Origin of the sequence: Pseudomonas fragi, from assembly GCF_900105835.1 — a bacterium.
In the GTDB taxonomy this organism is placed as follows: domain Bacteria; phylum Pseudomonadota; class Gammaproteobacteria; order Pseudomonadales; family Pseudomonadaceae; genus Aquipseudomonas; species Aquipseudomonas fragi.
This window is the reverse complement of the sequence record NZ_LT629783.1, coordinates 1,380,812-1,395,186: the sequence shown is the minus strand read 5'-3', so window position 1 is coordinate 1,395,186 and position 14,375 is coordinate 1,380,812. Positions and strand designations below refer to the sequence as shown.

Sequence of the window (14,375 nt, the reverse complement as noted above, 5' to 3'; positions counted from 1 at the left end):
TGTGGCGCTTGGCAGATATCACTATGAAATACCTGACGGGTTTTATTTTACTGCTGTTGATGCAAAACGCTTATGCAGCTCATTGCCGGGTGGATGGCGGCCCCTGGGTCGATATGAAAACCAGTCCGCTGGATGTGCAGGTTGACCTGCGCCTGGACAACAGCGCCGGTAAAGTGACCATGAGCGGTTACTCTGTACAGTGCATGCATGGCTTTCCGGGTTGGTATCCTGATTCTTCCAGGCAATACTTTTCAACCTACCCCGGCGGTTTTGTCCCTGGGCCGGGCGTCATGAATTACAGTTCTGGAATGGATATTCTCGGGGCTCTTTACCCTTGGCCGGTAAGTGCCGGTCGTTATCTGGCCTTGCATGACCGCATGACCCCGGTCGTTGATTTGCCGGTCAAGGTCTACTTTGTTATTCCCTCGGCCCCTGGTCAATTCATCAGGATCACTGCCGGGACACTTCTCGCCGTTGTCTTGGCGAATGTGACATACAACTTTGACTCGCCCGATTATCCCGCGTATCAGTTGCGCGTTAACCTGATTGCTCGCAATAGCATCGACTCCAGCCCCTCCACCTGCGTCATCAATAACAATTTACCCATTGATATTGATTTTGGCAGTGTGGACCCTGTAGCCGTTGGCACGAGTATCTTCGATACGCCGTTCAAGAAAAATTTCCGGCTGAACTACAACTGTGAAGGCCCCGCGGTGAACTCGCCCATTGCCGTTAAATGGCAGGCGATACCTTCTGCGTTTCACCCGCACGCTGTTACCACAAGCAAGCAAAATGTCGGGGTCCTGTTGTTTCGCCCTGACAGCAGCGCTCTGGTGGGGCCAGGCGGGGAGATCAGGGACACCATCACAAACAGCACAGGCTCGACCGACGTCTCCTTCGCCCTGGTCAAAAAACCGGACACCTTTCCTGACGCCGGGCCCTTTACTGCCAGTGGCACCCTGACCCTGATGCTGCCCTGACTCGCGCGCACAAGCCCTGCGCGCCTGACATATGGCCATTTGCCAAAGTTGGAAGGTTTCTTGCAGAGGCAGGCTCTACGGCGCATATGGCGTCAAAAGTTTGCTAAAGGTTTGTCGCAATGTCATTGGATCGCTCTCAGTTAATCAACACCGCGCGCAGCGGTCTGGCCGGCCTGGGTCAGGGGCAGTTGGGTGTGCCGCTGCTGCTGCTGGTGATGCTGGCAATGATGATGTTGCCCATTCCTGCGTTTCTGCTGGATGTGTTCTTTACCTTCAACATTGCCCTGTCGATCGTGGTGCTGCTGGTGTGCGTGTACGCCCTGCGGCCCCTGGATTTTGCGGTGTTCCCCACCATTTTGTTGGTCGCCACCCTGATGCGCCTGGCGCTCAACGTGGCTTCCACGCGGGTGGTGATGCTCCACGGCCAGGAGGGCCACGCCGCCGCAGGCAAGGTGATCCAGGCCTTCGGCGAGGTGGTGATCGGCGGCAACTATGTAGTGGGTATCGTGGTGTTTGCGATCCTGATGATCATCAACTTTGTGGTGGTGACCAAGGGCGCCGGGCGTATCTCCGAGGTCAGCGCGCGTTTTACCCTCGACGCCATGCCCGGCAAGCAAATGGCCATTGACGCCGACCTCAACGCCGGGCTGATCGACCAGAACCAGGCCAAGCTGCGCCGTCAGGAAGTGGCCCAGGAGGCCGAGTTCTACGGCTCCATGGACGGTGCCAGCAAGTTTGTGCGCGGTGATGCCATTGCCGGTCTGTTGATCCTGTTTATCAACCTGATTGGCGGCATGGCGGTGGGGATTTTCCAGCACGGCATGAGCTTCAGTGAGGCGGGCAAGGTCTACGCACTCTTGACCATCGGTGACGGTTTGGTGGCGCAGCTGCCTTCGCTGCTGCTGTCCACCGCGGCGGCGATCATGGTGACCCGCGCTTCAGGCTCCGAAGACATGGGCAAGCAGATCAACCGCCAGATGTTTACCTCGCCCAAGGCGCTGGCTGTCTCGGCCGGCATCATGGCGATCATGGGCATTGTGCCCGGCATGCCGCATTTCTCCTTCCTCAGCCTGGCGGCTGTCGCCGGTGGCGCCGCGTACCTGATGTGGAAAAAACAGAACGTGGTCAAGGTCCAGGCTCTGCAGGAGGTCAAGCGCCAGCAGGAACTGCTGCCATCGCCCGCCCGCGCCCAGGAAACCAAGGAGCTGGGCTGGGATGACGTTACGCCCATCGACATGATCGGCCTGGAAGTGGGCTACCGCCTGATCCCGCTGGTGGATCGCAACCAGGGCGGCCAGTTACTGGCGCGGATCAAGGGCGTGCGTAAGAAGCTGTCCCAGGATTTGGGCTTTTTGATGCCCACCGTGCATATCCGCGACAACCTCGACCTGGCCCCCAGCGCCTATCGCCTGACCCTGATGGGGGTGATCCTGGCCGAAGCCGAGATCTACCCCGATCGCGAAATGGCGATCAACCCGGGGCAGGTGTTCGGTACGCTCAACGGCATTACCACCAAAGACCCGGCCTTTGGTCTGGAAGCGGTGTGGATTGAGGTCAGCCAGCGTAGCCAGGCGCAATCGCTGGGCTATACCGTAGTGGACGCCAGTACCGTGGTGGCAACGCACCTCAACCAGATCTTGTACAAACATTCCCACGAGCTGATTGGCCATGAAGAAGTGCAGCAGTTGATGCAGTTGCTGGCCAAGTCCTCGCCAAAACTGGCCGAGGAGCTGGTGCCGGGTGTGTTGAGCCTGTCGCAATTGCTCAAGGTGTTGCAGGCCTTGCTCGCCGAACAGGTGCCGGTACGGGATATCCGCAGCATTGCCGAAGCCGTCGCCAACAATGCCCACAAGAGTCAAGATACTGCCGCTTTGGTTGCCGCGGTGCGTGTGGGGCTGTCCCGTGCCATCGTGCAAAGCATTGTAGGCGTTGACTCCGAGCTGCCTGTGATCACCCTGGAACCCAGGTTGGAACAAATATTGCTCAATAGTTTGCAGAAGGCCGGAGTTGGCCAGGAAGAGGGCGTTTTGCTGGAGCCAAGCATGGCAGAAAAGCTCCAGCGCTCGTTGATCGACGCTGCTCAGCGCCAGGAGATGCAAGGCAACCCGGTTATCTTGTTGGTGGCAGGCCCGGTACGCGCGATGTTGTCGCGCTTTGGCCGTCTGGCGGTGCCCAACCTGCATGTGCTGGCTTACCAGGAAATCCCTGACAACAAGCAGGTCACGATCGTTGCGACAGTAGGCCCTAACGGCTGAGGGTTTGGTTTATGCAAGTGAAGCGATTTTTCGCCGCCGATATGCGTCAGGCCATGAAGCTGATTCGTGATGAGCTGGGGGCTGAAGCCGCCATTATTGGCAACCGCCGCATCGCCGGGGGCGTTGAGTTGACCGCGGCCCTGGACTACAAGCTGTCTGCGCTGGCACCCCGGGTGCCGAACATTGAGCTGGAAGAAGAGCTGCGCAAGACCCAGTCGCGGATCGTCTCGGCCCAGGCCGAGTTGAGCATGCGCGGGGAGGGCGAGGCCGGAGCGGGAGATAACCGCCAGTTGTTTGCCGGTTTGCCGCTGACCGCTGCCGAGCCGTTGATCGAGCCGACCCTTGAAGAACCACCGCGCCCGGCCCCTGCGCCGCCCGCGCCGACGGTCGATCAGCGCGCATTCGACAATATGCGTCATGAACTCAACGGTTTGCGCGAATTGCTGGAAGTACAGCTGGGCTCGCTGGCCTGGAGCCAGTTGCAGGACGCCAAGCCGGCCCAGGCCAATCTGTGGCGGCGCCTGCAGCGTATCGGCCTGTCGGGGCCGTTGTCCCGTGATCTGCTGGCACAAGTGGCGGGCATCGAAGAGCCGCGCCAGGCCTGGCGGATGCTGCTGGCGCATCTGGCGCGGATGATCTCCACCCCCGAGCTGGAGCCGCTGGAAGAAGGCGGGGTGATTGCGATGGTAGGCCCGGCGGGGATGGGCAAGACCACCACCCTGGCCAAGCTGGCAGCCCGTTATGTGCTCAAGTACGGCGCGCAGAATATCGCCCTGGTGAGCATGGACAGTTTTCGCATTGGCGCCCAGGAGCAACTCAAGACCCTGGGGCGCATTTTGAATGTACCGGTGACCCATGTGGCCCCCGGCCAGTCGCTGGGCCAGACCCTCGAACCGCTGGTGCGCAAGCGCGTGGTGCTGGTCGATACCGCGGGCCTGCAAGCCAGCGACCCGGCGTTGCGCCTGCAGCTCGAAAGCCTGGCCGGGCGCGGGATCAAGGCCAGGAATTACCTGGTCTTGGCCACCACCAGCCAGAAGCAGGTACTGACGGCCGCGTACCTCAGTTACAAGCGTTGCGGGCTGGCCGGTTGCATCCTCACCAAACTGGATGAAACCGCAAGCCTGGGCGAAGTGTTGAGCCTGGCGATCAGCAACGAGCTGCCGGTGGCGTACCTCACCGATGGCCCGCGGATCCCGGACGATCTTCATCTGCCGCGGCGTCACCAGTTGGTGAGCCGGGCAGTGAGTGTGCAAATGCAGGAAGAACCCAGCGAAGAGGCCATGGCCGACATGTTCGCTGATATCTACCACAGCCCGCCCAAACGGGTTGGCTGAGGTCGTCAAAATTACGTTGCAATGTACCTACATCGGCTGGTCTGAAGGTGTTGTTCCACTGGGGAACGCGCAGCCAACGCATGTAGCCGCGTCTAAGTAAGACAAGGTAAAGAAAGATCATGGGCAGCATGCATCCCGTACAGGTGATCGCAGTGACCGGCGGCAAGGGTGGCGTCGGTAAAACTAACGTGTCAGTCAACTTGTCCATCGCATTGGCCGAGCTGGGCAGGCGCGTTCTGTTGATGGACGCGGACCTTGGGCTGGCGAACGTCGATGTTTTGCTGGGCTTGACCCCCAAATTCACCCTGGCCGATGTGGTCGAGGGGCGTTGCGAGCTGCGCGACGTATTGCTCCAGGGCCCCGGCGGGATCCGCATCGTGCCGGCGGCTTCGGGTACCCAGAGCATGGTGCACCTGAGCCCGGCGCAGCATGCCGGTCTGATCCAGGCCTTCAGTGACCTGGGCGACAACCTGGATGTGCTGGTAATCGACACCGCCGCCGGGATCGGCGAGTCGGTGGTCAGTTTTGTGCGCGCCGCCCAGGAAGTGCTGCTGGTGGTGTGTGACGAGCCGACCTCGATCACCGACGCCTATGCGCTGATCAAGCTGCTTAACCGCGACTACGGCATGAACCGCTTCCGCGTGCTTGCCAACATGGCCCAGAGCCCGCAGGAAGGGCGCAACCTGTTCGCCAAGCTGACCAAGGTCACCGACCGCTTTCTCGATGTGGCCCTGCAGTATGTGGGCGCCGTGCCCTACGACGAATGCGTGCGCAAGGCGGTGCAAAAGCAGCGCGCTGTGTACGAAGCGTTCCCGCGTTCCAAGTGCTCTCTGGCGTTCAAGGCCATTGCGCAAAAAGTCGATACCTGGCCGTTGCCCGCCAACCCCCGGGGTCACCTTGAGTTCTTTGTCGAACGTCTGGTGCAGCAGGCAGGGGGGCGCTTTTAATGACGGCCAGCGGTTACCGCATGTACAGCAAGTCGTCGCGCGACAGCCAGTACGAACTTATCGAGCGCTATGCGCCCCTGGTCAAGCGCATCGCCTACCACCTGCTGGCGCGTTTGCCGGCCAGTGTGCAGGTGGACGACCTGATCCAGGCCGGCATGATCGGCCTGCTCGAAGTCTCGGGTAAATACGACGCCAGCAAGGGCGCGAGTTTCGAGACTTACGCCGGTATCCGTATCCGTGGCGCGATGCTCGATGAGGTGCGCAAGGGTGACTGGGCGCCGCGCTCGGTACACCGCAATACGCGCATGGTCAGTGACGCAATCCGGGTAATTGAAGCAAAAACCGGTTGTGACGCTAAAGATCATGAGGTTGCGGCCGAACTCCAGTTAAGCCTTGATGATTATTACGCCATCTTGAATGACACCCTGGGCAGCCGCCTGTTCAGTTTTGATGATCTGTTGCAGGACGGCGAACACGAAGGGCTGCATGAAGATGGCGCAAGTGCCCATACGGAGCCGTCGCGCGACCTTGAAGATGAACGCTTCCAGGCTGCGCTGGCCGATGCGATTGCACACTTGCCCGAGCGTGAACGGCTGGTGCTGGCGCTGTACTACGACGAAGAACTGAACCTCAAGGAAATCGGCGAAGTGCTGGGGGTCAGCGAATCCCGTGTCAGCCAGTTGCACAGCCAGTGCGCGGCACGCTTGCGGGCACGTTTGGGGCAGTGGCGCGCGCACTAGGGTCCTTGATACCTGTGGGAGCGGGCTTGCCCGCGATGGGGTCGACGCGGTGAATCAGTAACGCCGCGTCGTCCGCATCGCGGGCAAGCCCGCTCCCACAGTCGATTCTGGCTGTGTTTGAAAACGAATTGATTGAATGACGCGTTCAGCAGATGAGCGCGTTAAAGACTGCTTGGAGGTCGAATTGGACAAGAACATGAAAATCCTCATCGTTGATGACTTTTCAACGATGCGGCGGATCATTAAAAACCTGTTGCGTGACCTGGGGTTCACCAACACGGTCGAGGCGGACGACGGCACCACCGCGTTGCCGATCCTCAACCTGGGGCATATCGACTTTCTGGTGACGGACTGGAACATGCCGGGCATGACCGGGATCGAGTTGCTGCGCCATGTGCGTGCCGACGAAAAACTCAAGCACTTGCCGGTGCTGATGGTGACCGCCGAAGCCAAGCGCGAGCAGATTATCGAAGCGGCCCAGGCCGGTGTTAATGGCTATGTGGTCAAGCCGTTCACGGCTATCGCACTCAAAGACAAAATCGAAAAGATCTTTGAACGCATCGGTTGATCGGTTGCCTTGGGGGCACTATGGAGCATAAAGATTGCACACAGGCCGATTTTGAATCGACCCTGAAAAAACATGCTCACGAATTGGTCGAAAGCCTTGAACGAGGCCAGTTTGGCGATGCCGTGCAGTTGATTCACGAGCTTAACCAGACCCGCGACCGCGGCCTGTATCGCGAAGTCGGCAAGCTGACCCGCGAACTGCACAGCGCGATTGTCAATTTCCATATTGATCCGAGCATGCCGCAAGCCGAAGAAGTGTCGCAGATCACGGATGCCACTGAACGTTTGGCTTATGTTGTGAAACTCACGGAAGCGGCAGCCAACCGGACCATGGATCTGGTGGAAAACAGCACGCCATTGGTCAATGGCCTGGGCCAGGAAGCCAGGGAACTGAGTGCGGATTGGGGGCGTTTTATGCGCCGCGAAATCGGTGCCGAAGAGTTTCGCGAGCTGGCGCGTCGGGTTGACAGTTTTTTGACGCGCAGTGAAACGCAAAACAATATCGTCTCCGCCAATCTGACGGACATCCTGCTGGCCCAGGATTTCCAGGATTTGACCGGTCAGGTGATCAAGCGCGTGACGCAACTGGTTACGGACGTGGAGAGCAATCTGCTCAAGCTGGTGTTGATGGCCAGTCAGGTCGATCGCTTTGCCGGCATCGAACACGACCGTGAAGCCTTGCGTGCAGAAAATAATTCGCAAAAAAACCAGGCCAAGGGTGAAGGTCCGCAGATTCATGCCGATACACGTAATGACGTCGTATCCGGTCAGGATGATGTAGACGATTTGTTGTCCAGTTTGGGTTTTTAGGTCTTGAAGAGGCGTGCGGGCGCTGTTGCCCGGCGTCGAAGAGCCTTTTTCAAGGAGCACGTACATGAGCTTCGGCGCCGATGAAGAAATCCTTCAGGATTTCCTGGTTGAAGCCGGCGAAATTCTGGAGTTGTTGTCCGAGCAACTGGTCGAGCTGGAAAGCCGACCGGATGATGCGGATCTGCTCAATGCCATTTTTCGCGGTTTTCACACTGTAAAAGGGGGCGCCGGCTTCCTCCAGCTCCACGAACTGGTGGAATGCTGCCATATCGCCGAGAACGTCTTCGACATCCTGCGCAAGGGTGAGCGCAGCGTCGACGCGGAGCTGATGGACGTGGTGCTTGAGGCCCTGGATGCGGTCAACGGCATGTTCAGTGAAGTGCGCGAGCGCAGCCCGATTACCGCCGCAACCCCCGAGTTGCTGGCGGCACTGGCGCGCCTGGCCGAGCCTGCTGCTGCGCCAGCAGTGGTGGCGCCAGTCGCAGCGCCGGTGCTGCAAGCGCCGGTGACCGATATCACCGACAGCGAATTTGAGCAGTTGCTTGACTCCCTCGATGCGGTCAAGGCGGCTGCGGCAGAGCCTGAGCCCGTTGCCCCGGCGCAGAGCACGGCCAGCGACGAAATCAGCGACGCCGAATTTGAACTGTTGCTCGACCAGTTGCACGGCAAGGGCCAGTTCTCCACGCAGGCGGCGGTTGCCGAGGTGCCCGCTGAAGCCCCTGCGGCGCCTGCTGACGTCAGCAATGAAATCACCGACGACGAATTTGAAGCCTTGCTCGATCAGTTGCATGGCAAGGGTTCGTTCAATACCGATGCGCTGCCCGCTGCCGCCAGCGAGGCACCTGCCGCGCCGACGGCCAGCGCCGCCGAGGCAGGTACTGACCCCGACCTGATCAGCGATCACGAATTCGAAGCCCTGCTTGACCAGATGCACGGTAAAGGCAAGTTCAGTGCGGACTCGGCAACGGTGGTGGCGGCAGTAGCCCCGGCCAAGCCGGCTGCGGCGGCTGCGCGCCCGGCACCGGCCCGTGCGGCGGCGGCACCTGCGGAAAAACCGGTCGCCAGCGAAGCCGAAACCACCGTGCGCGTTGATACCGCGCGGCTGGATGACATCATGAATATGGTCGGCGAGCTGGTGCTGGTGCGTAACCGCCTGGTGCGCCTGGGCTTGAACAGCCATGACGAGGAGATGGCCAAGGCGCTGTCCAACCTCGACGTGGTCACCGCTGACCTGCAAACCGCCGTGATGAAAACGCGGATGCAGCCGATCAAGAAAGTCTTCGGCCGCTTCCCGCGCCTGGTGCGCGACCTGGCACGGCAGTTGAAAAAAGAAATCAGCCTGGAGCTGGTGGGCGAAGAAACCGACCTGGACAAAAACCTTGTCGAGGCCCTGGCCGATCCGCTCGTCCACCTGGTGCGCAACGCGGTCGACCACGGTTGCGAAACCCCGGAAGAACGTGCCGCCGCCGGCAAGCCGAGCTGTGGCCGGGTGATCCTGTCTGCCGAGCAGGAGGGCGACCATATCCTGCTGTCGATTTCCGATGACGGCAAAGGCATGGACGCCAATTTCCTGCGTTCCCTGGCCGTCAAAAAAGGCCTGATGGACAAGGACGCGGCCGATCGCCTGAGCGAAAACGACTGCTACAACCTGATCTTTGCCCCGGGTTTCTCGACCAAGACCGAAATCAGCGATGTGTCCGGGCGTGGCGTGGGCATGGACGTGGTGAAAACCAAGATTGCCCAGCTTAACGGCTCGCTGAGCATCGAGTCGGCCCTGGGCCGTGGCTCGAAAATCGTCATCAAGGTGCCGCTGACCCTGGCCATTATGCCGACCCTGATGGTGATGCTGGGCAACCAGGCGTTTGCGTTCCCGCTTGTCAACGTCAACGAGATCTTCCATCTCGACCTGTCGCGCACCAATGTGGTCGACGGCCAGGAAGTGGTGATCGTGCGCGACAAGGCCCTGCCGCTGTTCTACCTCAAACGCTGGCTGGTGGCTTCTGCCGCCCATGAAGAGCAGCGCGAAGGGCATGTGGTGATTCTGTCGATCGGCACCCAGCGCATCGGCTTTGTGGTCGATCAACTGGTCGGCCAGGAAGAAGTGGTGATCAAACCGCTGGGCAAAATGCTCCAGGGCACGCCAGGCATGTCGGGTGCGACCATCACCGGTGATGGTCGAATTGCCTTGATCCTGGATGTTCCGAGCATGCTCAAGCACTACGCATCACGGCGTATTTGATTCTGGTGAGTGGGGGCAGTGACGCCCCGCACCGCCTAACGGAGTGTTTATGGTAGTCAAGGTCCTGGTGGTGGATGATTCCGGTTTTTTCCGCCGCCGCGTCTCGGAAATTCTGTCGGCTGACCCGACCATTCAAGTGATCGGCACCGCCACCAATGGCAAGGAAGCGATTGATCAGGCCCTGGCGCTCAAGCCGGACGTGATCACTATGGATTACGAGATGCCGCTGATGGATGGCATCACGGCCGTGCGCCATATCATGCAGCGCTGCCCGACCCCGGTACTGATGTTCTCCTCGCTGACCCACGAGGGCGCCCGCGTCACCCTCGATGCGCTGGACGCCGGGGCGGTGGATTTCCTGCCGAAAAATTTCGAAGACATCTCGCGTAACCCGGAGAAGGTCAAGCAGATGCTGTGCGAAAAAGTACACAGCATTTCGCGCAGCAACCGGCGCATGTCCAGCTACAGCGCACCGGCCCCTGTAGCGCCGGCTGCTGTGCCACGGCCTGCGCCGGGCGGTTTTGCCGCGCCCGCCGCGCAACCGGCACCCGCGCGTACCACACCGATTGCCAGCCGCAGTGCTGCCGGGCCTGTTGCGGCTTCTGGCGCGCCCAAGCGCAAGGCCTACAAACTGGTGGCCATTGGTACCTCGACCGGCGGGCCGGTGGCCTTGCAGCGTGTATTGACGCAGCTGCCGGGTAATTTCCCGGCGCCGATCGTGCTGGTGCAGCACATGCCGGCAGCGTTTACCAAGGCCTTTGCCGAGCGTCTGGACAAGCTCTGTCGCATCAGCGTCAAGGAAGCCGAGGACGGCGATATCCTGCGCCCGGGCCTGGCCCTGCTGGCACCCGGCGGCAAGCAGATGATGATCGACGGTCGCGGTGCAGTACGCATCCTGCCGGGCGATGAGCGCCTGAACTACAAGCCGTGCGTGGATATCACCTTCGGCTCGGCGGCCAAGTCCTTTGGTGACAAAGTATTGGCGGTGGTCTTGACCGGTATGGGCGCCGATGGTCGCGAAGGCGCGCGCATGCTCAAGCAGGGCGGCAGCCAGGTGTGGGCGCAGGACGAAGCCAGTTGCGTGATCTACGGCATGCCGATGGCCATCGTCAAGGCCAGCCTGGCCGATGCGGTGTACAGCCTGGATGACATTGGCCGCCATCTGGTGGAGGCCTGCCACTGATGGACGTGCTCAGCCTGATTGGCATCATCATGGCGTTTGTCGCGATTATCGGCGGCAATTACCTGGAGGGCGGCCATCTCGGTGCCCTGGCCAATGGCCCGGCGGCGTTGATCGTGCTGGGCGGGACGGTGGGGGCGGCGTTGTTGCAGTCGCCCATGAGCGCATTCAAAAGGGCGATGCACACCGTGGTGTGGATCTTGTTCCCGCCGCGTATCGACATGACGGGCGGCATCGACCGCGTGGTTAACTGGAGCCTGACAGCGCGCAAGGAAGGCTTGCTGGGCCTGGAAGGCGTGGCCGATACCGAGCCCGACAGCTATTCGCGCAAGGGCCTGCAATTGCTGGTCGACGGCGTCGAGCCGGAAACCATCCGCAGCGTGCTGGAAGTCGATTACCTGACCCAGGAAAGCCGCGATATCGAGGCCGCCAAAGTGTTTGAAAGCATGGGCGGCTATGCGCCGACCATCGGCATTATCGGTGCGGTGATGGGCTTGATCCATGTGATGGGCAACCTGGCCGACCCGGGGCAACTGGGCAGCGGCATTGCCGTGGCATTTGTCGCGACCATTTACGGCGTGGCCAGCGCCAACCTGGTGTTGCTGCCCATTGCCAGCAAGCTCAAGGCGATTGCCATGCGCCAGTCGCTGTACCGCGAGATGTTGCTCGAAGGCATCCTGTCGATTGCCGAGGGCGAGAACCCGCGTTCCATTGAACTCAAACTGCAAGGCTTTACGGGTTAACTATGAGCCGGCGCCGCCGCCACACGGATGAACACGTCAATCACGAACGTTGGCTGGTGTCCTACGCGGACTTCATCACCTTGCTGTTTGCCTTTTTCGTGGTCATGTACTCGATCTCCTCGATCAATGAAGGAAAGTACCGGGTGATTTCCCAGGCCCTGGTCGGGGTTTTCAATGATGCCGAGCGCAGCATCACGCCGGTGCCCATCGGTGAAGAGCGCCCGCTGACCACCCAGCCCGCCGAGCCGCTGATCAAAGACAGCGAAAATACCGACGCCGGTTTGGGCCAGAGGCCCGATGACCCGCTCAAGACCATCGCCAATGACATCACCAACGCTTTTGGCGATCTGATCGCGTCCAAACAATTGACGGTGCGCGGCAATGAGCTGTGGGTCGAGATCGAGCTCAACTCCAGCCTGCTGTTCGGCAGCGGCGATGCGATGCCCAGCAATGCGGCCTTCGAGATTATCGACAAAGTGGCCGCAGTCCTTAAACCGTTTGAAAACCCGATCCATGTCGAAGGTTTTACTGACGACCTGCCGATCCGTACTGCGCAGTACCCGACCAACTGGGAGCTGTCATCGGCGCGTTCGGCGAGCATCGTGCGCATGCTTGCGATGCAGGGCGTCAACCCCGGGCGCATGGCGTCGGTGGGCTACGGCGAATTCCAGCCGGTGGCCAACAACGCCACGCCAGAGGGGCGCGCGCTCAATCGCCGGGTCGTGCTGGTGGTGTCGCGCAACCTTGAAGTGCGCCGCAGCCTGACCGGCACGGGTACCGCCCATGCAACACCGGATGCCGCCCTCAAGCGGGCTGGCACACAAACTGCACCGCCACAGACACAGCCACTGGTTCGCGGGAATGCCGTCAATTCTCCGTCACCACCCCTATAAATCTCGGCCGGCACGCATGCAGCCGGGAGGAACAACTGAATGAGAGTCTGGGCAGTAGCCAATCAAAAAGGTGGGGTCGGCAAGACCACCACATCCATCGCCCTGGCCGGTTTGCTGGCAGAGGCGGGCAAACGTGTGGTGATTGTCGATCTCGACCCGCACGGTTCCATGACCAGCTACTTCGGTTATGACCCCGATGGCCTGGAGCACAGCGTCTACGACCTGTTTCTGCATCAGGGCCAGGTGCCCGAAGGCCTGGCGGCGCAACTGCTGCTGCCCACCAGCCACGAAAAAATCGCCTTGCTGCCGGCCACCACGGCACTGGCAACCCTGGAGCGTCAGGCTCCGGGGCAAAGCGGCCTGGGCCTGGTGATTGCCCGCAGTCTGGCGCAACTGTGGCAGGACTATGACTACGCGATCATCGACAGTCCGCCGATTCTGGGGGTGCTGATGGTCAATGCGCTGGCGGCCAGCCAGCAGTTGATTATCCCGGTGCAGACCGAGCATCTGGCGCTCAAGGGCCTGGAGCGCATGGTGCATACTCTGCGCATGATCAACCGCTCGCGCCCCCAGGAGCTGCCGTTCTGCATCGTGCCGACGTTGTTCGACCGGCGTACCCAGGCGTCGATGAGCACCTTGCGGGTGTTGCGTGATGTGTATCCCGACACCCTGTGGCAGGGCTTTATCCCGGTCGATACCCGTTTGCGCGATGCCAGCCGGGCAGGGCAGACGCCTTCGCAGTTCGATGACAAAACCCGTGGGGTGATCGCCTACCGTGCATTGCTCAAGCACGTCCTGACCCGCCAGCTTGCACCGCAGGTGGCGTGAGGTGGGCGGCTATTCAAGTATCGGCCGGGTCTGGCCGATAACGACTACAGGTCTCTGTCACGAGGCTGTTGAGTGGGGCACTTTATGACGCAGCCAGTAGCACTTTCCAACCGTTCGCAAGTGGCCTTGCAGTCGTATCTCGACGATTTGCTGTTCGATGCTACCCAGGCTGAGGCGGCCGGACCCGTGCCGGTGGAGCCGCTGGCCGAGCCAGCGCTTGAAGTCATCGACGAGGCACCGCTGGCAATGCCGGTCGAGCTGGAGCAAGTGGGGGTGCCGGCCGAGGCGTTGGCCCATCCGCTGGTCGAGGTGCATCGGCCCAGCGCACCCGGTGCGCATTTGCCAATCCCCGATGACGGCCGCCCGGCGTGGGCTGGCGAACCCTTCGAATGCCTGTTGTTCGACGTGGCCGGCTTGACGCTGGCGGTGCCGCTGGTGTGCCTGGGTTCGATTTATTCCCTGGCCGGGCGTGAACTGACCCCGCTGTTCGGTCAACCGGACTGGTTTTTGGGGATCCTGCCTAGCCAGAGCGGCAAGCTCAATGTCCTGGACACCGCACGCTGGGTGATGCCAGAGCGCTATCGCGAGGACTTTCGCGAAGGCCTGCAATACGTTATTTCGGTGCAGGGCTACGAATGGGGGTTGGCGGTGCATCAGGTCAGCCGTTCGTTGCGCCTGCACCCCAACGAGATCAAGTGGCGCTCCCAGCGCGGGCAACGCCCGTGGCTGGCGGGCACCGTGATAGAACACATGTGCGCGTTGCTGGACGTGGAGCAACTGGCGGCATTGATTGCCAAGGGCAAGTCATAACAATAATTGTGGTCGGCTCACCTGTTAGGGCGAGGCGCCAGTTATCAGA

Annotated in this window: 13 protein-coding genes; all 13 read left to right on the top strand. The window is 60.8% G+C overall.

The annotated features are described in order from the left end of the window. Positions 1 to 23: 23 nt before the first annotated feature. The 13 genes from BLU25_RS06350 to BLU25_RS06290 all read left to right on the top strand — a co-directional run bounded on the left by BLU25_RS06350 (position 24) and on the right by BLU25_RS06290 (position 14,326). Positions 24 to 980: a fimbrial protein gene (locus BLU25_RS06350; RefSeq protein WP_016781550.1), complete on the top strand. Its 957-nt coding sequence runs from the start codon at positions 24 to 26 to the stop codon at positions 978 to 980. A 125-nt stretch (positions 981 to 1,105) separates the two neighbouring features. Beyond that, positions 1,106 to 3,235, top strand: coding sequence for a flagellar biosynthesis protein FlhA (gene flhA / locus BLU25_RS06345; protein ID WP_029611494.1), 2,130 nt, complete (start codon positions 1,106 to 1,108; stop codon positions 3,233 to 3,235). Between the two features lie 11 nt (positions 3,236 to 3,246). Continuing rightward, a complete protein-coding gene (gene flhF, locus BLU25_RS06340) occupies positions 3,247 to 4,569 on the top strand; it encodes a flagellar biosynthesis protein FlhF (protein WP_083369563.1) in 1,323 nt (440 codons plus the stop codon). Positions 4,570 to 4,688: 119 nt separating this feature from the next. Next, positions 4,689 to 5,516, top strand: coding sequence for a flagellar synthesis regulator FleN (gene fleN, locus BLU25_RS06335; protein ID WP_016781547.1), 828 nt, complete (start codon positions 4,689 to 4,691; stop codon positions 5,514 to 5,516). After that, positions 5,516 to 6,256: an RNA polymerase sigma factor FliA gene (gene fliA, locus BLU25_RS06330; protein ID WP_016781546.1), complete on the top strand. Its 741-nt coding sequence runs from the start codon at positions 5,516 to 5,518 to the stop codon at positions 6,254 to 6,256. The genes fleN and fliA overlap by 1 nt, the downstream gene beginning before the upstream one ends. Before the next feature lie 196 nt (positions 6,257 to 6,452). Beyond that, the gene (locus tag BLU25_RS06325) at positions 6,453 to 6,824 is read left to right on the top strand and encodes a chemotaxis response regulator CheY (protein WP_162939305.1); all 372 of its coding nucleotides are present in this window, start codon (positions 6,453 to 6,455) and stop codon (positions 6,822 to 6,824) included. Between the two features lie 20 nt (positions 6,825 to 6,844). Next, a complete protein-coding gene (locus tag BLU25_RS06320; RefSeq protein WP_016781544.1) occupies positions 6,845 to 7,633 on the top strand; it encodes a protein phosphatase CheZ in 789 nt (262 codons plus the stop codon). A 64-nt stretch (positions 7,634 to 7,697) separates the two neighbouring features. Then, the gene (locus tag BLU25_RS06315) at positions 7,698 to 9,872 is read left to right on the top strand and encodes a chemotaxis protein CheA (RefSeq protein WP_083369562.1); all 2,175 of its coding nucleotides are present in this window, start codon (positions 7,698 to 7,700) and stop codon (positions 9,870 to 9,872) included. Positions 9,873 to 9,921: 49 nt separating this feature from the next. Further along, positions 9,922 to 11,055: a protein-glutamate methylesterase/protein-glutamine glutaminase gene (locus BLU25_RS06310; RefSeq protein WP_016781542.1), complete on the top strand. Its 1,134-nt coding sequence runs from the start codon at positions 9,922 to 9,924 to the stop codon at positions 11,053 to 11,055. Then, positions 11,055 to 11,795: a flagellar motor protein gene (locus BLU25_RS06305; RefSeq protein WP_016781541.1), complete on the top strand. Its 741-nt coding sequence runs from the start codon at positions 11,055 to 11,057 to the stop codon at positions 11,793 to 11,795. The genes BLU25_RS06310 and BLU25_RS06305 overlap by 1 nt, the downstream gene beginning before the upstream one ends. Positions 11,796 to 11,797: 2 nt before the next feature. Continuing rightward, positions 11,798 to 12,688, top strand: coding sequence for a flagellar motor protein MotD (motD, locus tag BLU25_RS06300; protein ID WP_016781540.1), 891 nt, complete (start codon positions 11,798 to 11,800; stop codon positions 12,686 to 12,688). A gap of 39 nt (positions 12,689 to 12,727) precedes the next feature. Further along, positions 12,728 to 13,516 carry a ParA family protein gene (locus tag BLU25_RS06295; protein WP_016781539.1) on the top strand — a complete coding sequence of 263 codons (789 nt, stop codon included), beginning with the start codon at positions 12,728 to 12,730 and terminating at the stop codon, positions 13,514 to 13,516. A gap of 84 nt (positions 13,517 to 13,600) precedes the next feature. After that, positions 13,601 to 14,326 (top strand): CheW domain-containing protein, encoded by a 726-nt coding sequence (locus tag BLU25_RS06290; RefSeq protein WP_016781538.1) that lies wholly within the window; start codon positions 13,601 to 13,603, stop codon positions 14,324 to 14,326. The last annotated feature ends 49 nt before the right edge of the window (positions 14,327 to 14,375 follow it).

What these genes read in the sequence shown, in the direction of transcription:
- BLU25_RS06350 (WP_016781550.1), top strand. Translation starts at nt 24, where the DNA reads ATGAAATACCTGACGGGTTTTATTTTACTGCTGTTGATGCAAAACGCT.
- flhF (WP_083369563.1), top strand. Translation starts at nt 3,247, where the DNA reads ATGCAAGTGAAGCGATTTTTCGCCGCCGATATGCGTCAGGCCATGAAG.
- fleN (WP_016781547.1), top strand. Translation starts at nt 4,689, where the DNA reads ATGGGCAGCATGCATCCCGTACAGGTGATCGCAGTGACCGGCGGCAAG.
- fliA (WP_016781546.1), top strand. Translation starts at nt 5,516, where the DNA reads ATGACGGCCAGCGGTTACCGCATGTACAGCAAGTCGTCGCGCGACAGC.
- BLU25_RS06325 (WP_162939305.1), top strand. Translation starts at nt 6,453, where the DNA reads ATGAAAATCCTCATCGTTGATGACTTTTCAACGATGCGGCGGATCATT.
- BLU25_RS06320 (WP_016781544.1), top strand. Translation starts at nt 6,845, where the DNA reads ATGGAGCATAAAGATTGCACACAGGCCGATTTTGAATCGACCCTGAAA.
- BLU25_RS06315 (WP_083369562.1), top strand. Translation starts at nt 7,698, where the DNA reads ATGAGCTTCGGCGCCGATGAAGAAATCCTTCAGGATTTCCTGGTTGAA.
- BLU25_RS06310 (WP_016781542.1), top strand. Translation starts at nt 9,922, where the DNA reads ATGGTAGTCAAGGTCCTGGTGGTGGATGATTCCGGTTTTTTCCGCCGC.
- BLU25_RS06305 (WP_016781541.1), top strand. Translation starts at nt 11,055, where the DNA reads ATGGACGTGCTCAGCCTGATTGGCATCATCATGGCGTTTGTCGCGATT.
- motD (WP_016781540.1), top strand. Translation starts at nt 11,798, where the DNA reads ATGAGCCGGCGCCGCCGCCACACGGATGAACACGTCAATCACGAACGT.
- BLU25_RS06295 (WP_016781539.1), top strand. Translation starts at nt 12,728, where the DNA reads ATGAGAGTCTGGGCAGTAGCCAATCAAAAAGGTGGGGTCGGCAAGACC.
- BLU25_RS06290 (WP_016781538.1), top strand. Translation starts at nt 13,601, where the DNA reads ATGACGCAGCCAGTAGCACTTTCCAACCGTTCGCAAGTGGCCTTGCAG.